At 61.0% G+C, this 23,213-nt stretch carries 19 protein-coding genes and 1 pseudogene; 8 read left to right on the forward strand and 12 right to left on the reverse strand.

Annotation, left to right across the window (positions count from 1 at the left end):
* Positions 1–718: 718 nt before the first annotated feature.
* Positions 719–1,387, reverse strand: a complete 669-nt coding sequence (locus tag OIU37_RS28030; protein ID WP_264259316.1) for a hypothetical protein — start codon at positions 1,385–1,387, stop codon at positions 719–721.
* A gap of 345 nt (positions 1,388–1,732) precedes the next feature.
* Here OIU37_RS28030 and OIU37_RS28035 point away from each other — a divergent pair, with 345 nt between their 5' ends.
* Positions 1,733–5,020 (forward strand): cellobiose phosphorylase, encoded by a 3,288-nt coding sequence (locus OIU37_RS28035; RefSeq protein ID WP_264259317.1) that lies wholly within the window; start codon positions 1,733–1,735, stop codon positions 5,018–5,020.
* Between the two features lie 21 nt (positions 5,021–5,041).
* On the opposite strand, the gene OIU37_RS28040 is transcribed toward OIU37_RS28035, so the two are convergent.
* The 8 genes from OIU37_RS28040 to OIU37_RS28075 form a co-directional block, all read right to left on the reverse strand.
* Positions 5,042–5,782, reverse strand: coding sequence for a FadR/GntR family transcriptional regulator (locus OIU37_RS28040; RefSeq protein ID WP_171604880.1), 741 nt, complete (start codon positions 5,780–5,782; stop codon positions 5,042–5,044).
* A gap of 42 nt (positions 5,783–5,824) precedes the next feature.
* A complete protein-coding gene (kduD, locus tag OIU37_RS28045) occupies positions 5,825–6,589 on the reverse strand; it encodes a 2-dehydro-3-deoxy-D-gluconate 5-dehydrogenase KduD (protein WP_319004761.1) in 765 nt (254 codons plus the stop codon).
* Entirely contained in the window at positions 6,586–7,422 is an 837-nt protein-coding gene (gene kduI / locus OIU37_RS28050; protein ID WP_171604882.1) for a 5-dehydro-4-deoxy-D-glucuronate isomerase, read from the reverse strand. Before kduI ends, kduD begins: the two co-directional genes overlap by 4 nt.
* Before the next feature lie 625 nt (positions 7,423–8,047).
* Positions 8,048–8,194: a DUF1127 domain-containing protein gene (locus OIU37_RS28055; protein WP_003548073.1), complete on the reverse strand. Its 147-nt coding sequence runs from the start codon at positions 8,192–8,194 to the stop codon at positions 8,048–8,050.
* 160 nt (positions 8,195–8,354) lie between these two features.
* Positions 8,355–9,335 (reverse strand): 3'-5' exonuclease, encoded by a 981-nt coding sequence (locus OIU37_RS28060; RefSeq protein WP_168315139.1) that lies wholly within the window; start codon positions 9,333–9,335, stop codon positions 8,355–8,357.
* A 12-nt stretch (positions 9,336–9,347) separates the two neighbouring features.
* Positions 9,348–10,748 carry a HAMP domain-containing sensor histidine kinase gene (locus OIU37_RS28065; RefSeq protein WP_264259318.1) on the reverse strand — a complete coding sequence of 467 codons (1,401 nt, stop codon included), beginning with the start codon at positions 10,746–10,748 and terminating at the stop codon, positions 9,348–9,350.
* Positions 10,745–11,419 carry a response regulator transcription factor gene (locus tag OIU37_RS28070; RefSeq protein ID WP_011655266.1) on the reverse strand — a complete coding sequence of 225 codons (675 nt, stop codon included), beginning with the start codon at positions 11,417–11,419 and terminating at the stop codon, positions 10,745–10,747. Before OIU37_RS28070 ends, OIU37_RS28065 begins: the two co-directional genes overlap by 4 nt.
* A gap of 141 nt (positions 11,420–11,560) precedes the next feature.
* The gene (locus OIU37_RS28075; protein WP_180696778.1) at positions 11,561–12,160 is read right to left on the reverse strand and encodes a class I SAM-dependent methyltransferase; all 600 of its coding nucleotides are present in this window, start codon (positions 12,158–12,160) and stop codon (positions 11,561–11,563) included.
* A 254-nt stretch (positions 12,161–12,414) separates the two neighbouring features.
* On the opposite strand from OIU37_RS28075, the gene OIU37_RS28080 reads away from it, so the two are divergent.
* Together OIU37_RS28080 and OIU37_RS28085 are read left to right on the forward strand one after the other, a co-directional pair.
* Complete coding sequence (locus OIU37_RS28080) at positions 12,415–13,671, forward strand: NAD(P)/FAD-dependent oxidoreductase (protein WP_180696779.1); 1,257 nt, start codon at positions 12,415–12,417, stop codon at positions 13,669–13,671.
* A gap of 237 nt (positions 13,672–13,908) precedes the next feature.
* Positions 13,909–14,940, forward strand: coding sequence for an aldo/keto reductase (locus tag OIU37_RS28085; protein ID WP_180696780.1), 1,032 nt, complete (start codon positions 13,909–13,911; stop codon positions 14,938–14,940).
* A gap of 114 nt (positions 14,941–15,054) precedes the next feature.
* On the opposite strand, the gene OIU37_RS28090 is transcribed toward OIU37_RS28085, so the two are convergent.
* Both OIU37_RS28090 and OIU37_RS28095 read right to left on the reverse strand, forming a co-directional pair.
* The gene (locus tag OIU37_RS28090; protein WP_264259319.1) at positions 15,055–15,699 is read right to left on the reverse strand and encodes a LysE family translocator; all 645 of its coding nucleotides are present in this window, start codon (positions 15,697–15,699) and stop codon (positions 15,055–15,057) included.
* A gap of 130 nt (positions 15,700–15,829) precedes the next feature.
* The gene (locus OIU37_RS28095; RefSeq protein ID WP_319004762.1) at positions 15,830–16,657 is read right to left on the reverse strand and encodes an AraC family transcriptional regulator; all 828 of its coding nucleotides are present in this window, start codon (positions 16,655–16,657) and stop codon (positions 15,830–15,832) included.
* A gap of 226 nt (positions 16,658–16,883) precedes the next feature.
* Between OIU37_RS28095 and OIU37_RS28100 the strand changes: the two are divergent.
* Positions 16,884–17,112, forward strand: a pseudogene (locus OIU37_RS28100) (carboxymuconolactone decarboxylase family protein); the annotation flags it as partial.
* Positions 17,113–17,186: 74 nt separating this feature from the next.
* Here OIU37_RS28100 and OIU37_RS28105 read toward each other — a convergent pair.
* Positions 17,187–18,971, reverse strand: coding sequence for an APC family permease (locus OIU37_RS28105; protein ID WP_264259321.1), 1,785 nt, complete (start codon positions 18,969–18,971; stop codon positions 17,187–17,189).
* A 248-nt stretch (positions 18,972–19,219) separates the two neighbouring features.
* Between OIU37_RS28105 and OIU37_RS28110 the strand changes: the two genes are divergently transcribed.
* The 4 genes from OIU37_RS28110 (at position 19,220) to OIU37_RS28125 (ending at position 23,182) form a co-directional block, all read left to right on the forward strand.
* The gene (locus OIU37_RS28110) at positions 19,220–21,589 is read left to right on the forward strand and encodes a DUF1989 domain-containing protein (protein ID WP_264259322.1); all 2,370 of its coding nucleotides are present in this window, start codon (positions 19,220–19,222) and stop codon (positions 21,587–21,589) included.
* A 301-nt stretch (positions 21,590–21,890) separates the two neighbouring features.
* A complete protein-coding gene (locus OIU37_RS28115; protein ID WP_003548109.1) occupies positions 21,891–22,100 on the forward strand; it encodes a cold-shock protein in 210 nt (69 codons plus the stop codon).
* Positions 22,101–22,328: 228 nt separating this feature from the next.
* Complete coding sequence (locus OIU37_RS28120) at positions 22,329–22,553, forward strand: hypothetical protein (RefSeq protein ID WP_027687567.1); 225 nt, start codon at positions 22,329–22,331, stop codon at positions 22,551–22,553.
* Positions 22,554–22,801: 248 nt separating this feature from the next.
* Positions 22,802–23,182 carry a DUF6481 family protein gene (locus tag OIU37_RS28125; RefSeq protein WP_171604888.1) on the forward strand — a complete coding sequence of 127 codons (381 nt, stop codon included), beginning with the start codon at positions 22,802–22,804 and terminating at the stop codon, positions 23,180–23,182.
* The last annotated feature ends 31 nt before the right edge of the window (positions 23,183–23,213 follow it).

Here is a 23,213-nt window from a genome sequence, read left to right on the forward strand (position 1 = left end):
ACGTCTGCATCCCGATCGCAAGCGAACGCCTGGAATGCCGCAATATCCATCCGATCCCAGCTTTTGCCACGCTCCGGGCCTGGCAAAAGCTAGGATCTACTCTCAATCAACATATTTAGCTATTTCGGCCCGGTGCCGTAAAAGTCCAGATATCACTCGGACACGGTGCGACAGCTTGCAAACGATTGTCGACATCTTAAAGCTATCATGTCGCGACGTAGCTCGCATATTCACTCCGATCTCAAACAATTCTATTTAACGACTGAATTGCGGTTATAGGACCGAGGCCAGCGCCTGGGGATTGGATGCCGGTCGATCAAACCCGGCGGCAGCAACGCGTGATCTTCGCGGACAAAAAAGAGGGCCGACGGAGAACCGTGGCCCATTAATTGTGAAGGTATAAACCTCCAGAGGGGAACAGCTGAAACGACGGAACTGGGAGGAAAGCCGTCGTGTTGCATCAGCTGTAATCACCATGCCCCTTTTTTGATCGGTTGGAAAACATTTTTTGTGCAATGCAGCTATGCAACAGCGGATCATCCAGCCGAAGTAGTCCGATAGCATCTTGAACGCTGCTACCGCGACCTGGATCTTGAACTCTTTAGAAGGCGTCGATCTGGCGCCGGACTAGGCCACAGAGAAACGAGCCATCCAATCGTGGAGAGGCCATACGTGAGGACGCGACGCCTTTGCTCAGGTTCGACGATTTCGTTTGATTTTACTCGGCGTCGTCGTTCGCCTTTGGGAACAGTTGCAGCACATTTGACCCACCCGGGTGCGCGAGAGCGCGCGCCTTTGAGCGCCGCGAGTTGTTTTCTCCAGCCTTTTGGACAGCTGAAACGAAACCTTCCCGCTGGCGATAATATTCCGGCTTGGCAGGCAGGGTGAGGTCAAACTCTTCAAGCATACGCTCAATAATGTCCATCGCTTCAGCCGCCAGACCAGCATAACCTTCTTGGCGTCGCTCGAAGAAGCCATCGTATCCGGGCCTGGAAAGGTCGAGACTATCCAACGCATAAGAAAGGGTCTTCACCCGGTTCGACAGCCACAAAATTTCCTCTGAAAGCTCGGTATTGAAAAGGCCCCAGTTTGCGTCCTGCGGAAGTGCAAGGGTTGGATCGCGAACGTGAAACGCGAATTCGCCTTCATCCATAGGATTGAATTCGGGCATGTCGTGAACGGCCGCATAGCTGGCGCCGACAAAATCGTCCAGGGCCAGCACCGTCAGCATCGCTAGGTTTCTAACCTCGGCTTTCGGGCGCCGGTTGATCCCAGACTTCGCAAGCCGGATGGCGATGGGAAGCAAGGAGCCAGCGGCTAAACCGCCAGCGCCGATGAGCGCTCCCATTGCCATGATCCCTTGGGTGGTTTCGAAGAACTGCGTCAATAGTCACCTCGTTGAATGGGAGTTGCGAGTTGCGTCAAGAAGCACACACAGACGGAATCAGCGCTTTGCCGTCCCAGTTTGCCTTGAACTTAAATGATAGGGAACTCCGTTCCCGCCTTATGGCGCCATTGAGCAACCTGACGGCATCATCGTCACCGTCGACCTCAGTTCCTTTGACGCCTTGGCAATGACCTCTCGGTGCAACTTTCGAATTGAAACATCAAGTGATATCGGCTGGCCTGTCTTTCAAGGACCTAATCGAGAACCGGCGATAGTGGTAAGATTTCCCTCAACCATTTTGCGTCATCCTCCAGTTCCCTTCTGAAGCCAATCGACGAGATCTCAATGGCCACGGACCTTACGCGCAGTTTTCAAATGCCCCGACGCGACGAGCTTGGCCTCTTTGCGATCAGCAACGGTTCCGGCCTGTCGATATCGGTCCTGCCGAACGGCACGCTGTTTGCCATCGAATATAACGACGACAAGGGATCGGTGCAGATCAACCAGATACAGGGCTCGCCGCTCGCCGGCGGCGTCGGTCGCCTTTATCTGCGCATCGGCGGGGCCGCGCCCGAGGTGGTGGAGCTCGTCGGGCCACGCGCTAATGGCAGCTTCGGGCACGATGCGACGAGCCTCTCCTGGAGCGGCAAAACGGGCGATATCGGCTACAACGTCCGCCTCGAGCTTCATCCCACCGAAACGGCCTGGTTCTGGCGTGCCTCTATCCGGCATCTGAAGGATGGCGCGCTGCCGGTCGATCTGGTGCTGATCCAGGACGTCGGTCTCGGCGATCGCGGTTTCCTGATGAACAGCGAAGCCTATGCATCGCAATATGTCGATCATCATATCGCCGGTCACCAGACATTCGGCCCTGTCGTGATGAACCGGCAAAATCTCAAGCAGTCGGGCGCCCGCAACCCCTGGCTCGTGCAGGGCTGCCTCGAGGGGGCGGCTGCCTATGCCACCGATGCGATCCAGCTGGTGCAGGCGAGTGACCGCCTGGACGACCGGCTGGTCGGCCCCTTCGGCACCAGCCTGCCGAGCAAACGGCGCCAGCAGGAGACGGCATGTCCTGCCATCCAGTCGAAATCGCTCTCCGTGCCGGCAAGCGGTGCGACCGTGACCTTCTTTGCCGTATTCGCTGCCGATCATCCCGAGGCGTCGAGCGATGCCGACCTTTCACGGCTTGACGAATTCGCGGCGACAGACAGTGCGACCGCCGATATCGAGGAGGCCACGCCGGTCCGCAGCCTGCTGCAGGATGCGGCCCTGCTGAAGGCCGAGGCGCTGGACAAGAAGGCGATCGGCAAGCTCTATCCGGAGCGGAGCCTGGAAGAGCGCGTCGACGGAAAACTTCTTTCGTTTTTCGTGCCGGACGGCGTTTTGAACCGCCATGTGGTCCTGCGCGACAAGGAACTCATGGTGGCGCGCCGTCACGGTGCGATCGTCAGAGGCGGTGAGAATATGCTGCTCGATGATGCGACGCTTGCCGCGACCTGCTGGATGCAGGGCATTTTCGCGGCCCAACTGACGATCGGCAACACGTCCTTTCACAAGCTCTTTTCCGTCTCCCGAGACCCCTACAATCTGACCCGCGCCAGCGGGCTGCGCATCATGGCGGATATCGGCGCCGGCTGGCAGCTTCTGGCGGTGCCGTCGGCTTTCGAAATGGGGCTCAGCGATTGCCGCTGGATCTATCGCCTCCCCGAACGCACGATCATCGTGTCGGCGGTCGCCTCCGGCGAGGATGCAGCGATGCGGTGGACCGTCTCCGTCAAGGGCGAGCCGTGCCGCTTCCTGGTGTTCGGCCATGTCGTGCTCGGGGAGCGCGAATATGATGCGAGCGGGCAGATCGAATTCGATACGTCAGGCAAACGCATCCTTTTCCGGCCGGACCCGGCCTGGCTCTGGGGCGAGCGTTATCCCGATGCCGGCTATTGGCTGGTGAGTTCGACGCCCGATGCGATCGAGGAGATCGGCGGCGACGAATTGCTCTACAATGATGGGATTGCGCGCAACGGCCCCTTCGTGGCGCTTAGATCCAGGCCGACGCAGGCGATCTGCTTCGCCGTCGTCGGCTCGATGACCGATGCGGCGGAAGCCGAGCGCCTGGCGCAACGTTATGAGGCCGGCGTCACCGATGAAGCCATGCTTGCACCTGCATCGAAATTCTGGCGGAACACCGTGCGCGGCCTGACGATCGGCAGCACGTCGCCGGACCTTGCCGCGCAGACGACGCTGCTGCCCTGGCTCGCGCATGATGCCATTGTGCATCTGAGCGTACCGCACGGTCTCGAGCAATATACCGGTGCGGCCTGGGGTACACGCGACGCCTGCCAAGGCCCGATCGAATTCCTGCTCGCCTATGAGCATGACCGGGAAGCCAAGGAAGTGCTGAAAACCGTCTTCGGCGAACAATACCTGGAAAAGGGCGACTGGCCGCAATGGTTCATGCTGGAGCCCTATGCCAACATCCGGGCGGGCGATAGTCACGGCGACATCGTCGTTTGGCCGCTGAAGGCGCTCTGCGACTATATCGAAGCGACCAGCGATCTCGCCATCCTCGACGAGAAGGTCTCCTGGCGCGACGAAAAGACGATGGCCCGGGCGCCGGAGTTCGACACCATTGCGTTCCATGTCGAGAAGCTGCTTGATACCGTTCGTGAAGCTTTCATCCCGGGTACGCATCTGATCCGCTATGGCGAGGGAGACTGGAACGATTCCCTGCAGCCGGCCGATCCGCATCTGCGCGACTGGATGGTCAGCAGTTGGACCGTTGCCCTGCTCTATGAGCAGATCGTCCGTTATTCGGCGATCTTGCGCCGCCTCGGCCACGGCGACAAGGCCAAGGGTTTGAGGAAGATCGCAACGGCGATACGCCGGGATTTCAACCGCCATCTCGTGCGCGACGGCGTCGTTGCCGGCTATGGCATCTTCGATCCCAGCCATGACGGCGTCGAATTGCTGCTGCATCCGAGCGACCGGCGCACCGGCCTGCATTTCTCGCTGATCTCGATGACGCAGGCAATGCTCGGCGGCCTCTTCACGCCGGCGCAAAGACGCGATCATATGAAGCTGATTAAAGAGCATCTGCTTTTTCCCGACGGCGTGCGGCTGATGGAAAGACCGGCGACCTATGCCGGCGGGCCTGAGACGCTGTTTCGCCGCGCCGAATCCTCCTCCTTCTTCGGCCGCGAGATCGGGCTGATGTATGTGCATGCGCATCTGCGCTACTGCGAAACGCTGGCACTCGATGCCGAGGCGGACGAACTCTGGCAGGCGATCGCCGTCGTCAATCCGATTTCTGTCACCACGGCGCTGCCGCATGCATCGCTGCGCCAGCGCAACACCTATTTCAGCAGCAGCGACGCGGCTTTCCATGATCGTTATCAGGCAGCGGCCGAATGGGAGCGCGTCAAGGCGGGAGAGATCGCGGTCGACGGCGGATGGCGCATCTATTCAAGCGGCCCCGGGCTCTACACCAGGAGCTTCGTCGAAAATATCCTCGGCTTCAAACGGCGCTTCGGCCGGCGCAAACGCAAACCGCTTCTGCCGGAGGTTCACGCTTCCGTCGATCTGCAGACGGATCACGCCGCCTGGCGGCGGCTGATGACGCCGAAATCTGAGGCGTAACAGTTCAGGACGAGGCGCTGTCTATGCAGTGGCGTCGCGCAGCTCTTCGAAGCGCGCGGCGCTCTTCGACAGGTGGGTTCGGATGGCGCGGCGGGCAGCTGCTTCTTCGCCGTCGCGGATCGCCGTGAATATGGCATGGTGCTCCCGGCGCATGCGCGCCGCATGGCGCTTGCGCTCGGCTGAAGTCATCTTGTCCAAGCGCGCCCATTGCCGCGGCACCATGATGTTGCCGAACGTGTCGAAGAGGCGGCCGTAATAGGAGTTTTGTGTCGCGACCAGAATGGATCTGTGGAACGCGTAATCCTCTTGCGCGCCATATCCGCCCTCCTCGAGCGCCTTGTCGAGGGCGTCGAGACGGTCCTGCATGCGGTCGATATCCTCCTGCGTGCGCCGCAGGGCGGCAAGACCGGCAGCTTCATATTCGACCCCCATGCGCAGCTCCAGCACACGCAGGACCTCGTCGATCGACTGAAGGTCGTTCGGAATGATGGAGAAGGATCTTGGCGTCGGATCGTTGGAGACGAACGCTCCCAGTCCCTGGCGGGTGGTGATCAAACCCTTCGCACGCAGGGCGGCGAGCGCCTCGCGCACGATCGTCCGGCTGACGCCGGTCGTCGCCATGATCGCCTGTTCGGTCGGCAGGCGCTGGCCGGGCTTCAGGTCGCCGGACTCGATTCGCGCCGTCAACATGTCGGCAAGATTGCTGCGCAGGTTCGGCGCCTGCTGAAAGGTGTTGAAGACCGCGTTGTCCTTGTCCGTCATCCTGTTTCGATCCTGGTGTCGGGGCGGCTGCGCCGAAACCGATCAGCGCGCCAGCCAACCGCCATCGACGGGCAGCACCGTTCCGTGCACGTAGTCGGACGCCGACGATGCCAGGAAGACGGCGGCACCGCCGAGTTCGGACGGCGTTCCCCAGCGCCCGGCCGGGATGCGGGCGAGGATGGCGGCGTTGCGGTCCGGATCCTCACGCAGCGCCGTCGTGTTGTTGGTGACGAAATAGCCGGGGGCGATGGCGTTGACGTTGACGCCCTTGCCGGCCCATTCGCAGGCCAGCAGCTTGGTCAGTCCGGCGAGGCCACTTTTCGAGGCGGTATAAGACGGAATGCGGATGCCGCCCTGGAAGGAGAGCAGCGAGGCGATGTTGATGATCTTGCCCCTGCCCTTGTCGACCATATGGCGGCCGGCCGCCTGCGACAGGAAGAAGGCGGTCTTCAGATTGACGTCGATCACCGCGTCCCAGTCTTCCTCGGTGAAGTCGAGCGCATCGGCGCGGCGGATGATGCCGGCATTGTTGACGAGGATGTCGAGGCCGCCGAAGGTCTGGATGGTCTCAGTGACGATCCCCTTGACCGGTTCGATGCTGGCGAGATCGGCCTTGACGACATGGAAGCGGCTGCCCGCCTCCTTCACCAGCGCCTCGGTTTCATCCATCGAGGAACGCCCGACACCGACGATCGATGCACCGGCCTCAGCGAGTGCGGCCGCGATCGCCTGGCCGATACCGGTATTGGCGCCGGTGACGACGGCAGTTCGGCCGGAAAGGTCGAAGGGATTTGCCACGGTGCTCACCTCAGATCCGCAATGGCGATATGGTCCATGTCGGTGAAGCTCTTATTGTCGCCGGCCATCGCCCAGATGAAGCTGTAATTCTTGGTGCCGGCGCCCGAATGGATCGACCAGGGCGGCGAGATGACCGCTTGTTCGTTGGCGACAAGCATATGCCGGGTCTGCTGCGGCTCGCCCATGAAGTGGAAGACGCGCTGCTCGGCTTCGAGATCGAAATAGAGATAGGCTTCCATGCGGCGGTCATGCGTATGGGCAGGCATTGTGTTCCAGACGCTGCCCGGCTCGATCATGGTGAAGCCGAGCGTGAGTTGGCAGGACTGGCAGACATCCGGATGGATGAACTGGTAGATCGACCGCTTGTTGGCCGTCGCGGCTTCGCCCGGCGTCAGGTGACGGGCCTTTTCGCGGGTGAGCAATACGGTCGGGTGCGTTTGATGCGCCGGCGTCGAGACCAGATAGAACTTTGCCGGATTGGCCGCATCCGCGCTCTCGAACCGGATGTCCTTGGCGCCCTTGCCGGCATAGAGGCAATCATATTTGGCAAGATCGTAGTTCGTGCCGTCGACAATGATGCGGCCGGCGCCGCCGATGTTCAGGGCGCCGAGTTCACGCTCGGCAAGGAAGGTTTCCTGTCCGATCGCCGTCGGCGCCGTCAGCGTCAGCCCCGGGCCGAGCGGCGTCGCGCCGCCGATGACCATCCGGTCGTAATGCGAATATGTGAGCCGGATCTCGCCGCTCGCGAAGACGGTTTCCACCAGAAAATGACGCCGCAGCGTCTCCGTGTCGAAATCACGCACGGCCTCGGGATGGGAGGCGTGCCTCACGTCGATCTGCATGTCAATTTTCCTTCCGCTTCATTGTCGCTACGGGTCGTCGCTATTGCGGGAGCCGGTCTTGCCCGGCCTGTTCCGCTGCGGCGGTATCCATCCGGTTACATAGTTGTACGACAAGTTTGGAGTCAACATGTTTGTCCGTGCGCGCTTGAGGAGCCGTAAAGGCCCGCAAGAGCACGAAGCGAATTCGGGAATAGATAGGAGAGTTTCCGGAGATGATGACGCCATCATCAAGCGATGATCGCAAGCGGACGCTTCGGCGCGGTCCGGCATTTTCTGGGGCCAAAACGAAAAAGCCTGCCGCGGGAGGAGGTGCGGCAGGCTTTCGAAAAAAACCGAACGACAGCTGGGAGGAGGAGTGCTGTCATTCCACAGACGGCCCTGGGAGGAGGATGGGACGCCTGTACATCGAAGGGACGCGGGAGGAGGTGCATCGCTTCGATAGAAATAATCATACTTATTTCTTGCTCAGTTGGTAGGCATTTCTTTGCAGGGCAGCTATGCGTTATGCGAAAAGCGGGAAGCTTAATCACCCTGGATCCATTTGCCGGAAGCACAAAAGCAAAGCGCCCGCTCGGGAGGAAGCAGGCGCTGGGCAAGTCTCGAAGATGCTTGGTCTAAGCTGCCGTTAGCGGGCGATGGCTGCGCGGGCGACGTTGCGGATTTCGCTGCGGCCGATGCCGAGGTCGTCCAGTTCGCGTGCGGACATACGACCCAGTTCAGCGACCGTCTGACGGTACTTGCGCCAGTTATTGAAAGAGCGTGCTACGTTCATGATGATCCCCTTTCGTGGGCTTTCGAAGCTTAGCTGCCAGTCCTTGGCGCTTCGTTCGCTTCGATGAGATGTATATAGTATGGGACATCTGATTATTGCAGCGCCAATGCATCACTGCACCTATGCGGCGCCTGCATGGGTCGCCGTATCTAGTAGCCAATCAGGATTTGAAACGATCGAAGGCCGTCAGCCGCACGATCGGCGGCTCCGCCTCGGCCCATCGGTAAATATCCGATCGCAGATAGGAGAGTTCGTCGTCGAGATCCTCCTCGCCGACTTCGATCCACCAGGACTTCAGGCGGCCGTCGCTGCCGTCCGACCAGCGATAACCCCTCGCCTTCAGATGATCCTTCATCTCGAACGGGCTGTGTTCGGCAAAGATACGGATGCGCGAGCGCTGGCTGGCGCGGTAAAGCTCGGTGAACGGGCTTTCACCGTCGCGCTGCTCTCGATCGAGGATTTCCAGGAGCGCGTGGCAGTCGTCCACGGCGCGATGGCCTTCGTGAAAATATCCGGCCTGACCGACGAGGTACCCGAGTTTCGTACCCTCGAAGCCGCGGGCGCTCCAATCGACCTCCGAAACGGAGCATGCCCAGGCTTTGCCGCTGAAAATCTTGGAAAAGGCCTCGCAGAACGGCCGGTCGAAACCGGCATTGTGGGCAATGATCAGATCCGCCGGCTCGATCAGACTGCGCAGCGATTGGATATCGATGAGCTGTCCTTCGACCATCGCATCGGTGATGCCCGTCAGCCGGGTGATCTCCGGCGGGATCGGCCGGGACGGCTGTTGCAGGCCGCCGTAAATGCCGACGATATCGCCGATCGCGCCATCATCGTCAAAGGTAAAGGCTACGGCGCCGATTTCGATGATCTCGTCGCTGCGGTGGTTGAGACCTGTGGTCTCCGTATCGAGAATGACGCCGAGCCGCGAAAACCCCGGCTGTCTGACTGACGCGACCGGCCGGGCGGCCAGTTTTCTCAAGATGCGGTAGTTGCCGCTCTCTTCCAGCCTCCGCGCCATATCTTCTTGGGAAGAGCCGACCGGCCGCGACGGCGGCCGGCGCGATGGACTGCGCGCCTTGGCTATCGTAGGCGATGCCTTGGCAAACATGTCGAGTTGCGAATCTCTGTGCACGCTCATCGAATCTATATGTCACGGAGACGCGATTGAATCCATCACTCGCGCCAGCCGCCGTGGAGTATCCCCACCTGCTGCCCTCTCCAACGGGAAGGTCAGCCGGCAGACCGCGCCGGGATTGCGGTTGTCGATCGTCACCTCGCCACCGTGCAAACGCAGGATGTCACGAACGAGATTGAGGCCGAGGCCGGCGCCGCGTCCGTCGTGATGGCGCTTGAAGAAAGGCTCGAATATCCGATCCCGGACATCGGCGGGGATGCCCGGTCCTTCGTCGCTGACCTCGATCCAGTTGCAGCCTGACGTCAGCGAGATGGTACCTTTCCTGCCGCCGTGGTTGATCGCGTTCTGCAGGATGTTCATCAGGGCGCGTTGCAGCGCCAGAGGATCGCCCTCGATCTCGCCGGCGCCGTCGACATCGAACTGCACCGTATAACCGGCGGCAAAGGCCAGCGGCGCCATCTCGATGATGACCTTCCTCGCCAGCTGGCCGAGATCGACCTTGGTGAACTGGACCTTGCCCTGTTTCAGTCGCTGAAGATCGAGCATCTGCTCGGTGAGGACCGCGAGCCTTGCGGCATCTTCCAAGAGGTCGGTCTTGATCGAACTGTGCGGCAGGGATCCAATTCTCGTATTCAGAATCGCGATCGGCGTGCGCAGCTCATGGGCGGCATCGGTCAGAAACCGTTCCTGCCGCTCATAACCCTCGTCGAGACGGCCGAGCGCGCGGTTGACGGCGTGCACCAGCGGCGCGATCTCTTCGGGAATATCGTTTTCCGACAGCCGGCCGCCACGCTGGTCGATATCGATCGTATCGGCCTGGAGCGCGGCCTGGTCGATCCCGACCAGCGACCTTCGCACGACGAGCGGCGTCGCGATCAACGCACCCAACGCCATCACTGCGACGATTGGAATAACAATTTTCGCAAGGACCAGCGAAAGCTTGAGCAGGATGAAGGTGGACGAGTTGGGGCCGTCGGTGCCTGTCAGAAACTGCACCTGTCCCCAATCCATCGCAATCCACTTCATCCGGGCAGCCGGACGGTCGTGGTCGCCGAGATTCGAGCCGAACTTGGCCTGGCCGACATGATCGAGCGTGTTGCCGATTGCGGCATATTCTTCCGGGATTCGGCCCTCGGTCAAAACATGTCCCTGCATGTCGCGTATGGTGTACCAGAGATCGGGCGCGTCTTTGCGCAGCTGCCGCAAATCCTCGGTCTCCCTTAGGCTCAACTCTCCGGTAGGCTGGCGGAGGACGGCCTGGCGCAGGATCTCGATCGTGCCCTCCGTCGACCTGAATTCGGATATCTTGCCAACTGAAATCAGCACGATCATCACCAGGATGAGCACGACCGATTGCACGGCAAGAAGCCGCCAGAACAGGCGCTTGCGCAGCGAATAGGAGCATCGTTTGCTCATGATGCTTCACGCAGGAGATAACCCACGCCCCGGATAACGTTGATGACAACGCCTGCTTGCGACGCTGCCAGCTTGCGCCGCAACCGCGATATGTGGGAATCGAGCGCGTTCGACTGGATCTCGTCGTCGAAGCCGAAGACCGCTTCCATCAAGGCCGGTCGCGGTACCATGCGACCGGCACGGCGCATGAGGCATTCGAGCACCAGCGCCTCCCGGCGCGGCATTTCCAGACGCAGGCCGGAAACGATGATGTCGCAATAGGTCGGATCGAACGAAAGACGGCCGATCGAGATCAGCGCCGGGCGCAAGGTTTCGGAGCGGCGCATCACGGCGCGCAGCCGCGCCAGAAGTTCGTCGAAGACGAAGGGCTTGGCAAGGTAATCGTCGGCGCCGGTCTCAAGGCCGGTGATCCTGTCTGGAACCTCTCCCTTGGCGGTGATGACGATGATCGGCAGCGTCAGCCCCTTCTTGCGGATCTTCGGAATGAGTTCGAGGCCATCGCCGTCGGGCAGTTGCCGATCCAGAAGGACGGCGTCGTAGGCGCCGTCGCCGATCACCAGCTCGGCGTCGCACAGGGTCGAAACGTGATCCATCACCATGTCGTGCCTGGTGAGCGCCCCCCGGAGCGCCACGGCCATTTGAGGTTCATCCTCGATCAGTAATATGCGCATCTCACATTCCTGTCGTGGGGCCTATCGGAGGCCACTATCGGGGTCCAAGGTTGAAACCATATCACCCTCGAGCAAGTCTGCGATGCCTGTTGCGCATCGAACGCCGGATTGCCGCTTCGTAGCAAAGGATCGTATCCGTCATCATGCGCGGCGTTGCTCGATCAATATCATTGGCTGGTACCTGCGGCTGATCCGGTAGACGGCGGCCGGCGGGAGATTGCGCAACGTCCAGCCTATCCTCGTGGAGACAAGGCCGAGGGAGTCGAGGATTTCGACGGGCACCGGGCATTTCGGCCCATAGGTGAACTGATAGAAGGCACCGTATGGCCTGAGATTGGAAAAGCAGCCCTCGAGCAGCGCCCGCACATCGTTGGGCCGCATGGCAAGAAGCGGAAGCCCGCTGACGACGCCGCCGAAGAAGCTTCCGGAAAGCGCCGTCTTCCAGATCTGCCGGACGTCCAGCCGCAGCACCCTGGCGTCGGGAAAGCGGCCTTGAAGCAGCGTGGCGAAATCCCGCTCGTATTCGACCAGCGTCAGATCGCGCTCGGCAATGCCGCGTTCCAAAAGGGCTGCGGTGAAAACGCCGGTGCCCGGGCCGAGTTCGAGAACCGGCCCGGTGAGCGCAGAAATTTCCTTGGTCATCAGGCCCGCAAGGCAGGGACCTGACGGCGTGATCGAGGCGATGCGCAGCGGCGCGCGAAGCCAGGCGAGAAGAAAGCGTCGTCGATCGAAACGTGGCATTGGACCTTCACATCGATGTTCTGATCCCACCTATGAAGCGGCTCAACATTGCAGCAGTCTGTCAGATCGCTGGCGGATCGCCGCTAAGGCAGATATTCATACAAGACAGGCTGCAGGTACATTTTCCAATCGAACGTGATCGGGCGGGAACTGCCGTCCGGCCGTCCCTTGCGTTCCACGGATAGGGGGCTTAGCTGTTAGATCCCGGGCCCCTCGAGTAGGCAAATAGGCGGCGAGCGACCGAAGGAGAATGCATGCCTGGTGACAAAAAAGGTGCCGACGAGGATGTCGTCATCATCGGCGCCGGTGCCGCCGGCATTGCCGCCGCCCGCCGCCTGCAGGCAATCCGCCCGGGTCTTTCCATCCTCCTGCTTGAAGCCGGCGACCGTCTCGGCGGGCGCGCCTGGACGATCGGGCTGCCTGACGCCGATATCGCGCTCGATCTCGGCTGCGGCTGGCTGCATGGTGCGCGGACCAATGCCTGGACTGCAATCGCCGGCGAGGTCGGACTGACGGTCGACCGCACGCCGGCACCCTGGAACGATGGCGGACGGCGGCTTCAGCGGGAGGATGCGGAGGCGCGTGCCGCAGGCCAGGCGATCGGCGCCTATTTCGAGCGCCTCGAGAGCCACGAGGGGAATGACGCAGCCATGGCCGATATGCTCGAGCCCGGCAATCCCTGGAACGGCCAGATCCGGGCGGTCGGCACCTATATCACCGGCGCCGAACTGGAGCGGTCGTCGGTTGTCGATTACAACAGATACGATCCCGGCCCTGGCCCTGACTGGCGGGTGCGCGAAGGCTATGGAACGCTGGTCTCGCTTTACGGCAAGCCGGTTCGGGCCAGGCTCGGCACCGAGGTCACGCGCATCGACCATCGTCACGCCGGCCGTATCGGCATCGAGACGAACCAGGGTGTGCTCAGTGCCCGCGCGGTGCTGGTGACCGTGTCGACGAATGTGCTTGCCGCCGGCAAGATCGCCTTCGACCCGCCCTTGCCGGAGAAGATCGAGGCAGCGGCTCAATTACCGCTCGGGCTTGCCGACAAGCTGTTCTTGAGGCTCGCAAATCAGGAGGCGCTGCCGGCGGATACGCATATGCTCGGCTGTACCCGTCGCGGCGCGACCGGCACCTATCAGCTCCGGCCGTTCGGCGCTCCCGTCGTCGAGGCCTATTTCGCTGGCGACCTTGCGCATGATCTGGAGGGGCAAGGCAGGGAGGCTGCCTTCTCCTTCGCTGGAGATGAACTGGCGGCACATTTTGGCGCGGACATCCGCAAGGAGCTATCAGTCGCCGCAATGTCGGCCTGGGCCGCAGCACCCCATATCGGCGGCTCCTATTCCTTCGCCGAGCCCGGCGCCTCCGACCAACGCGGCCGTCTCGCCGCGCCGCATGACGAGCGGATCTTCTTTGCCGGCGAAGCCTGTTCGACGTCGCGTTATTCGACGGCGCACGGCGCCTACGAGACCGGCGCTGCCGCTGCCGATCGGATCGCCGGCTCGTTTTGGTAAATCCGTGATCGTCACCGGCTGCGGCGGCAGGCAGGAATATTTTTTTCTCACTTGTCGCGCGGGCGGGATTGGTTATGCTCCGCTTGCCCCTGCGTTATCAGCTCAGGGCGCTGTACGTCATCCGGCGGCAAGCGGCCGCCTCAAGCACAATATTGTCATTGTCATTGATTGCAGGAGCCCCGGCTTCTACCCCGACGTTTGCACGTCGGCTGCGGGTATCCGCATGAGGAGGAAGAAATGGATTATCGCAAGCTCGGTCCGAGCGGGACCGTCGTCACCGCCTATTGCCTCGGCACCATGACGTTCGGCGCGGAGGCCGATGAGGCCGCCTCGCACAAGCTGCTCGACGATTATTTCGCCTGGGGCGGCAATTTCATCGATACCGCCGATGTCTATAGCGCCGGCAAGTCGGAAGAGATCATCGGACGCTGGCTGAAGGCGCGCCCGACCGAGGCCCGCCAGGCGATCGTCGCCACCAAGGGGCGTTTTCCGATGGGCAACGGACCCAACGATATCGGCCTGTCGCGCCGGCATCTTGGCCAGGCTCTCGACGATTCGCTCCGCCGCCTCGGCCTCGAGCAGATCGACCTTTACCAGATGCATGCCTGGGACGCGCTGACGCCGATCGAGGAAACGTTGCGTTTCCTCGACGATGCGGTTACCTCCGGCAAGATCGGCTATTACGGCTTCTCCAATTATGTCGGCTGGCACATCGCCAAGGCCTCGGAGATCGCCAAGGCGCGCGGCTATACCCGCCCGGTGACGCTGCAGCCGCAATATAACCTGCTGGTGCGCGACATCGAACTCGAGATCGTCGCGGCCTGCCAGGACGCCGGCATGGGTCTGTTGCCGTGGTCACCGCTCGGCGGCGGCTGGCTGACCGGCAAGTACAAGCGCGACGAGATGCCGACGGGCGCCACCCGCCTCGGCGAAAACCCCAATCGCGGCGGCGAATCCTATGCGCCACGCAATGCGCTGGAGAGAACCTGGGCAATCATCGCTGTCGTCGAGGAGATCGCCAAGGCGCATGGCGTCAGCATGGCGCAGGTGGCGCTCGCCTGGACGGCAGCGCAGCCGGCGATCACGTCCGTGATCCTCGGCGCCCGCACGCCGGAACAGCTCGCCGACAATTTGGGCGCCATGAAGCTCAAACTCTCCGACGACGACATGGCGCGGTTGAACGAGGTGAGTGCGCCCCAGCCTTTCGACTATCCCTACGGCAAAGGCGGCATCAACCAGCGCCACCGCAAGATCGAGGGCGGCCGCTGAGCCTTACGGCTGCCATTGAACGAAGCCTGTCCGCTTCTTGCTGAGGCGGACAGGATGGCCGGGTCTAGGAGGACCGACCGGCAGCAGATCCTCGTCTGAAAAGGGTCCGCACCACTACCGACTGTTGCCTCGGTTTCCCGCAAAGGCGGCCGTCAGCCCGAGGCCGATCAACAGGCCCCCGCTGACATAACGTTCGAACGTGAGATAACGGCGATTGCGCCTCAACCAGTTGCCCGCGATACCGGCGGCGAACGCGTAGCTGCCGTCGGTTATGATGCCGAGGCAGGTGTAGATCAGACCCAGGAAGGCGATCTGCATCGCTGCGTGACCCCGATCTACCGCGACGAACTGGGGCAGGAAAGCAAGAAAGAAGAGCGCGGTCTTGGGATTGAAGAGATTGACGACGAATCCGTCGCGGAGAAGGCGTGCATAGCCGAAGGGTTTCAAGCCGGTGTCGGTGTCGGGAAGTTCGTTTCGGCCGAAAATCTTCTTGAACCCAAGCCACATCAGATATGCCGCGCCCGCATATTTGACGGCGCTGAACGCTAAAGCCGACGAAGCTAGGACCGCTGACAGGCCCAACCCCGCGACGATCACATGGACCAGGGTCGCAGCATGAATGCCGAGAATCGACACAAAGCCGGCGAGGCGGCCCTGCTCAACCGAGCGGGCAAAGATATAGAGAACCGCCGGCCCTGGAATCAAAAGCAGGGCCAAGGAAGCGCCGATAAACAACCAGATATTGCTGAGGGTTGGCATGATAATCGCCCTGCTCCTGTTTTCCCATCGCCTCGCAGGAATGTCGCTGGAACCAGCCCGTGGCTACCCCCGCGAAACGCTGCGCAAGAGTGGACAGCATGCACAGGTGGAAGCACCGCTGTCTTGAACGCTATAAACCTTTCGCATAGTCGGCGGGCGTCACGCCCGTCGTCTGCTTGAACAGCCGGGAGAGATGGCTCTGGTCGGCAAAGCCGACCATCTCGGCTACGTCGGCCGGCGGCATGCCCGATCGAAGCAACTGCCGCGCCCGGCTCAGTCGCAATTGCCTCTGATAGGCATGCGGCGGCAGCCCGACGAACGAGCGGAAGGATCGCACGAGGTACACTGGGTTCAGCCCCACCAACCGAGCAAGGTCGGCAAGGGCAATGCGCCTGTCGTATTTGGCGTCGAGAAATTCACGAATGGTCGTGATGTGCCGCGGTTCTCTCCCTGCTTCGATCCTTGTGTGCCGCTCCCCGGAGTAAGCGGCCAGCGCCGCAAGACCAGTTGTCAGCAGCGTCTCGGCTTCAAATGCGTCATCGTCAGTTTCGAGGTATCGATGAGCACTGCCAAGGCTCTGAAAAAGCTTGATGTCTCCAAGGCATAACAACCACTCGAACAACGGAAGGCGTGTCGCCCCAGGATCGAGCACCGCATATTGTAAAAACGCAGGCGATACGAACAGGCAGCGGTAGTTCAACGCTTCTTCGTCGGTCAGCAAGCACATGTGAACGACACCGGGTGCAAGGACGTTTATGTTGCCTGGCTTCAGGGCTACCTGCGGCTGACCATATTGGAACGCCATCGTTCCGCGTTCGTGGAGATGGATGGCGTAGGTGTCGTGGAAGTGTTTCGGAAAGCGATGCTGCGTTCCCGAAGCGCGCAGCAATTCCACTCCGGCTACCGCGTCGTTACGCCAGATTCGAATGCGCCCTGTATCCTGCTTCATCCGCGTCATTCGATAGTCTTTCTACAGACTGTCCCAGCCTTCAAGCGATTTCCACGACAATTTTGCCATCGACCGCCTGCCCGACAAGGACGAGCGACGGCGGCGTCCGGCTGAGATCATGGCAGGACGTCATCGACCGGCGTCTGAAGATGTCCTTCCGAGACCAGATCTGCGAGCCGAGCCAGGGCCATTCTATAGTTTTCCGCGGGCTCAGTACCGAGCCACGCTCTGCGGGGAGGCGCCCTGCCGTACCGACCGCGAACGCGCTGCGCTCGGCTGGACCTTCCGAGGGACGGGAGCATGCGACCGCTTACGAAACCCTCAAGGCCCAGTTCACGGAGGAGGAGCAGGTCAAGCTCACCGTGATGATCAACATCATCAGCGGGTGGAACCGTATCGATGTCGGCTTCGGCCTCTATGTCGACGCGGCCACCATCAAGGCCGCCAGGGCTTCGGCCGCCTGACGCCGCCGACCGTCCATGAAAAAGCCGCCATGTTTCCATGGCGGCTTTTCGGCCTGTCTGCTTGGGAGGCGATTTTAGGCCGGAAGCTGGAAGATGACGTTGGCGATCAGGACGATCGCCAGGCCGCCGGCGAGTGCGAGATAGGGCAGCATGCCGGCTTTCTTGACGCCGAGGTCCTGGCCGACCAGGCCGAGATCCTCCATCGCGCCGGCCGGGAACTTGCCGCCGTCGCGCACATAATGGCGATAGGCGAAGACCGGCAGGATCAGGGCGGCGAAGATGAAGCCGACCCAGAGCGCATTGGAATAACCCCAGACCTTGGCACCCGCACCGAGGAACAGCGCATTGACGAAGGCCAGCACGGTGTTGAGGCCGATCAGCCAGGTCGGCGCCTTCCAGGGGCGTTCGATATGGCCGGAATCCATCCGGTGGATCCAGCCGGAATTGAGGTTCAGGAAGTTGAAGATGATGTAGCCGACATTCGAGACGGCGAGCACGAAGAAATAGCCGCCGACATCCGAGGCGATCGCCAGCAGGAAGAGATTGAAGGCGAAATCGGTCCACATCGCCCTGGTCGGCGCGCCGTGCTCGTTGACGTGGTCGAGGTATTTCGGCAGCCAGCCATCCTTCGAGCCCTGGTAGAGCGTGCGCGAAGAGCCGGCCATCGCCGTCATGATGGCGAGGAAGAGCGCCATGATCATCAGTACGACGAGCAACTGGGTGATGACCCTGCCGGCGCCGATCAGGCCGCCGAGCGCTTCGGCAACGCCGGTGCCGTCGACGATGCCGGGGGCCAGCATGCCTGCATGGCCGAGAACGCCCTGGAAGGCGAAGGGCACGAGGAAGAAGAACAGGCAGCAGGCAAGGCCGGAATAAAAGATCGCCTTGAAGGTGTCGGTCTTCGGGTTCTTGAGTTCGCGGGTGTAGCAGACCGCCGTCTCGAAGCCGTAGGTCGACCAGGCGGCGATATAGAGACCGCCGAGGAAGAGCGTCCAGCCGCCATTGCTCCAGGTGCCGTCGGTAGCGGCATAGGCGGCTGTCGGCGGCACGAGACCGGTGACGTTGGTGGCAAGGATCTGGCCGCTGACGATCGGGTAAAGGCCGATGATGAGCAGCGGCACCAGCACGATGATTGCCAGCCATTTCTGCACGCTTGCCGTTTCCGAAATGCCGCGATGCTGGATCGCGAAGATGATCAGCATCAGGATGCCGCCGATGAAGAAGGTGGCGTTGATATTGGCGGTGGCAAGGAAGGGAATATTGAAGCTCAAAAGCGACCAGCTGCGGATCGCCGGCGTCAGGGCGGCGACGCCGTCGGTGCCGAGCAATGCCTTGACGGCGTCATCCGGCGTGGTGCCGGCATGGGCCGCGATATATTCGGCGACGCGGGGGCTGTCGGCCGTGATGGAAGCGGCATGCGCTGAGATCCAGTCAAGGACCATCTGCGAATCCGCCGCGGGAATCGGGTAGAATGCGTTGAGGATGTATCCGGCGGCGATGGCGCAGCCGAGCGATAGCACCGGCGACCAGGCAAACCAGTTGCACCAGACGGAGAGCGGCGCGATGAATTTCGAATAACGAAGCCAGGCGGTGGCGCCATAGACCGAGGCGCCGCCGGATTTGTTGGCGAACATGCCGGCGATTTCGGCATAGGTGAAGGATTGCAGGAAACCCATCACCATCGAGATGATCCAGACGACGAAGGCGAGCTTGCCCGTCGTGCCTGCGATGCCGCCGATAGAGAATAGGACGAGCGGCGGCACGCCCGCAGCCACCCAGAATGCGCCCTTCCAATCGAGGGCGCGTATAAGCTTACCTTCGGTGCCGGACGAAATCCCGGCCTCCACAGCGTCTGTCATCGTTGAAATTCCCCATTATATCTGTTCCGGACGTATCTTTTGTACGTCTCCCTGAACGTGTCTCCCTCACTGTCTCAAGTCCGCCCGGATGATTTTTGCGGTCCGTGTTCCCGACGGATTCCCGAGTCTGAACTCTTTATGCATAGTGAAGATATTTTCTTTTTAGTCAACATCACTTTACTTTCTCCACCTATTTTGTAACCTGTGTTGGCGTGCCCGAGGGCATGCCCGATCCCCATGAGGGCAGCATGCGAGAACTTCATCCTGCTATGAGCGGCCTGCGCCCGGCGACTGCGAGCCTCGTGCATTATCCCGGCATTCCCGCCCTGCCGGAAGGAACCGAGCGCTACCGGGCAAAGGGGGGCGGATCGGTCGTCATGCGCGTCGAGCCGGGCGACCGCGTCAGCGTTATTGACAGCGAGGGCGGGCAGGTCTGCGAGATCTCTTTTCTCGACGAAAAAGGACGTTTCCTGGCGGCTGGTCTCGGAACGGCTTTCAGCAATTCAGCTGAAGGTTTGAAGGCCATTCTTCAGGCAGAGGATGAGAGTGCTGCCCGCACGCGTGCAGCACTTCAGCGGCGCGGCGCCGATCTGGCTTCGGCCGCGGCGCTCCGCATTTTCGGGGTAGGATCGACCCCAGGCAGCCAGGCGGATTTCACGATTGCCATGAAGGGTCTGCTGATCGTCGCGGTACCCGCCAGCTCCATGTCGCCGGAGGCACAGGATACGGCGACGCCGATCGAGATCAGGATCAAGCGCAGCCAGCTGATCCGCGACTATGCCGCCGCCCTACCGGAGCCGGTTGCCGATCCCGTCGAGGATATCCGCATCCGGGCGGCGACCGCCACGGCCTATTTCGTGCGCGCCGGCGAATTCATCCAGATCATCGACGTCTATGGGCGCCAGTGCACCGATTTCCAGGCCTTCGCCGCCCGCAAGGTCGACAAGGGCCTTGATCTTGCGCTTGATTCCACCGTCACCCGCACGTTGCTCGGCCGCAGCTATCCGACACCGGGTCTCCCCTCCAAGGCCTTCGACCGCGACTTCGAGCCGCTGGTCGAAATCGTCCAGGATACGGTCGGGCGCCATGACGCTTTCGCGACCGCCTGCAATTCGCGCTATTACGACGACATGGGTTATCCCGGCCACGTCAACTGCACGGATAATTTCAACGCTGCGTTGGCGCCCTACGGCATTGCCGGCCGCAAGGGCTGGGAAGCGCTGAACTATTTCTACAACACCAATATCGACCACAATAACCAGCTCTATCTCGACGAGCCCTGGTCGCGTCCCGGCGATTACGTGCTGATGCGGGCGCTGACCGATCTCGTATGCGTCTCCTCGTCCTGCCCTGACGATATCGATGCGGCGAACGGCTGGGATCCGACGGATATCCACGTCCGCACCTTTTCCGGAAAAGAGAAATTCTCACGAGCGGTAGCCTATCGCATGACCCCAGATGCCGACGCCGAACTGACGCGCGAAACCGCCTTCCATCCCCGCCTCTCCGCATTGACGCGGGACTACGCCGAATATCGCGGCTACTGGCTGCCGAACCGCTTTTCAAGCGAAGGGCCGGTTGAGGAATATTGGGCCTGCCGAGAGCGCGCCGCCGTCATCGACCTCTCGCCCTTGCGGAAGTTCGAGGTGACGGGGCCGGATGCCGAGGAGCTGCTGCAATATTGCCTAACGCGCGACGTGCGCAAACTGTCGACCGGCCAGGTCGTCTATTCCGCCATGTGCTACGAAAACGGTGGCATGATCGATGACGGCACCCTCTTCCGGCTTGGCGACAAGAACTTCCGCTGGATCGGCGGCGATGATTTCAGCGGCATATGGCTGCGCCAGCAGGCCGAGAAAAAGGGCTTCAAGGCCTGGGTCCGCTCCTCGACAGATCAGATGCACAATATCGCCCTGCAGGGTCCGAAGAGCCGCGATATCCTCAAGGAAATCATCTGGACGGCGCCGCGCCAGCCTGATATCGGCGAGCTCGAATGGTTCCGCTTCACCGTCGGCCGCATCGGCGGCTTCGAGGGTACCCCGATCGTCGTCTCGCGCACCGGTTACACCGGCGAGCTCGGCTACGAGATCTTCTGCCATCCGAAGGATGCGCTGACCGTGTTCGACGCCGTCTGGGAGGCCGGGCAGCCGCATGGGTTGAAGCCGATGGGGCTGGAGGCGCTCGACATGGTCCGCATCGAGGCGGGCCTGATCTTCGCCCATCACGAATTCACCGACCAGACGGACCCGTTCGAGGCCGGGATCGGCTTCACGGTGCCGCTGAAATCCAAACAGGACGATTTCATCGGCCGCGAGGCGCTGATCCGGCGCAAGGAGCATCCGCGCCATTTGCTCGTTGGCCTCGACATCAAGGCCAACGAGGCCGTCGGCCATGGCGATTGTATCCATATTGGTCGCGCCCAAGTGGGCGTTATCACCAGCGCCACGCGCTCGCCGATCCTCGGCAAGACGATTGCACTCGCCCGCATCGACGTGATGCATGCAAGCCCCGGCACCGAGGTCGAAATCGGCAAGCTCGACGGCCACCAGAAGCGCCTGCCGGCGACGGTCGTGCCCCTTTCGCATTACGATCCGCAGAAAACGCGGCCGCGCTCGTAATGCCTGCTTTTGAGGGCGAGGACGTTGATCGGCTTCTTGCGCTGTTGCTGAAGCGCACGTTTTAGCGGCGGCATGCAAACCGACTGAGATGCAACCTCATATTGAGTGTGCGACCCTAAAAAACTAAAAGTTGACAAATTTGGATTGAATGACTATATCTCGATTGTCGATATTGCTTGTTTGACTTTTGTTATCGCACGCTGGCAACGTGCCCTGGACGAACTTCCCTCTTCAAAATCGAGATCATCATCCGTCGTGCTTCCGCACGTGCGGTCGTTCAATTGTTATGAAAGGGTTTGTTATGACCACTGGCACAGTTAAATGGTTCAATTCCACCAAGGGCTTCGGCTTCATTCAGCCTGACGATGGCGGCGCTGACGCCTTCGTCCACATCTCTGCCGTCGAACGCGCTGGAATGCGTGAAATCGTCGAAGGCCAGAAGATCGGCTACGAGCTTGAGCGCGATAACAAGTCGGGCAAAATGTCCGCTTGCAATCTCCAAGCTGCTTAAACTGAAATCTGCTTCCCTTTGACCGCGGATGTACCGGCACTGTCGAAAGCATGATATTATTGAGGTCAGGCACGTTGCCTGGCCTTTTTGCTGAGTCGGCCAGCGGGCTGCTGCGTAATTCCTTAAACGCGGAATCGATTTAAGGAATTATGCAGGAATTCAAAGCGTTACAGCGTCTTTTGCGCTTCTGAGAGACGCGTGGCGCTTGTAATAAAATCCGGGATGAATATGACAGAGACACACAGCAAATCACGCAAGCAGGCGGAGATTGCCTTCGGAAACGTGCAATCGCAGTTCTTGGAGCGAAGCCGCGCGGTCGAAGAGATCGACTCGACAGTGCGGGCTCGCGAGGAAAAAACCTTGCGGTTACGCGAGGCCCGTGAGGCCAAGGAATTGCAGGATCGCTTGACAGCGACGACTGCGCCTGCCGCGAAGCGGAAAAAGAAAATCTGACCTTGCCGCATAATTCCTTAAATCGGATTCGATTTCAGGATAAAATGATGCGGCAGTTCAACGTATTGCAGCGTCCTTTGCGCGTCTGAAGACGCGCGGCGCCCTAGAACAGGATGATTTAGGCCGGATCGGCCTAAACTCTGAATCCTGTTCTAGATTAAAGAGTTAGAGCATGATGTCGTCCGAAAACCGCGCATACTTTTCGGCATCATGGTCTAAGGTCGAAATCCAACAGTCAGGAAACAGATTTGAAAAACGCCAGAAACAACGAGCTTTCCGATCGCCGCAGCGCCGCTGCCGAAGCCAAGGCAGCTCTCCTCAATGCGTATCGTAGCGCCAAGGATTCAGCCGAACCGACAAGGCTGGCAAAGCAGGCGGAGCGTCAAGCTATTGCCGCGGCCAGGGAAGAACGTCGCGCTCAGCGAGAACGTGCCAAGCTCGAGGAGCTGGAGCGGGCTCAGGCGGCCGAGGCCGAACGTCAGGCTGCCGCCGAGGCCGCAGCACGCGCCGATGCCGACGCCCGCGAAGCGGCTGACAAAGACCGGATCGCTCGCGTAATTGCCGACGAAGCTGCCCGAAAGGCCGAACGCGACCTGCGTTACGCCAATCGTAAAGCCAGGAAGTCCTGATCGTCAGCGCCGCCTGTTTTCGCAACAGGCA

The organism is Rhizobium sp. BT-226 (genome assembly GCF_025847085.2).
In the GTDB taxonomy this organism is placed as follows: Bacteria; Pseudomonadota; Alphaproteobacteria; order Rhizobiales; family Rhizobiaceae; genus Rhizobium; species Rhizobium sophorae.

Coding starts and splice junctions, on each gene's coding strand:
- OIU37_RS28065 (WP_264259318.1), bottom strand. CDS start 10,748: ATGAGCAAACGATGCTCCTATTCGCTGCGCAAGCGCCTGTTCTGGCGG.
- OIU37_RS28120 (WP_027687567.1), top strand. CDS start 22,329: ATGACAGAGACACACAGCAAATCACGCAAGCAGGCGGAGATTGCCTTC.
- OIU37_RS28105 (WP_264259321.1), bottom strand. CDS start 18,971: ATGACAGACGCTGTGGAGGCCGGGATTTCGTCCGGCACCGAAGGTAAG.
- kduI (WP_171604882.1), bottom strand. CDS start 7,422: ATGCAGATCGACGTGAGGCACGCCTCCCATCCCGAGGCCGTGCGTGAT.
- OIU37_RS28060 (WP_168315139.1), bottom strand. CDS start 9,335: ATGAGCGTGCACAGAGATTCGCAACTCGACATGTTTGCCAAGGCATCG.
- OIU37_RS28090 (WP_264259319.1), bottom strand. CDS start 15,699: ATGCCAACCCTCAGCAATATCTGGTTGTTTATCGGCGCTTCCTTGGCC.
- OIU37_RS28095 (WP_319004762.1), bottom strand. CDS start 16,657: ATGACGCGGATGAAGCAGGATACAGGGCGCATTCGAATCTGGCGTAAC.
- OIU37_RS28075 (WP_180696778.1), bottom strand. CDS start 12,160: ATGCCACGTTTCGATCGACGACGCTTTCTTCTCGCCTGGCTTCGCGCG.
- OIU37_RS28085 (WP_180696780.1), top strand. CDS start 13,909: ATGGATTATCGCAAGCTCGGTCCGAGCGGGACCGTCGTCACCGCCTAT.
- OIU37_RS28070 (WP_011655266.1), bottom strand. CDS start 11,419: ATGCGCATATTACTGATCGAGGATGAACCTCAAATGGCCGTGGCGCTC.
- OIU37_RS28115 (WP_003548109.1), top strand. CDS start 21,891: ATGACCACTGGCACAGTTAAATGGTTCAATTCCACCAAGGGCTTCGGC.
- OIU37_RS28040 (WP_171604880.1), bottom strand. CDS start 5,782: ATGACGGACAAGGACAACGCGGTCTTCAACACCTTTCAGCAGGCGCCG.
- OIU37_RS28035 (WP_264259317.1), top strand. CDS start 1,733: ATGGCCACGGACCTTACGCGCAGTTTTCAAATGCCCCGACGCGACGAG.
- OIU37_RS28110 (WP_264259322.1), top strand. CDS start 19,220: ATGCGAGAACTTCATCCTGCTATGAGCGGCCTGCGCCCGGCGACTGCG.
- OIU37_RS28080 (WP_180696779.1), top strand. CDS start 12,415: ATGCCTGGTGACAAAAAAGGTGCCGACGAGGATGTCGTCATCATCGGC.
- OIU37_RS28055 (WP_003548073.1), bottom strand. CDS start 8,194: ATGAACGTAGCACGCTCTTTCAATAACTGGCGCAAGTACCGTCAGACG.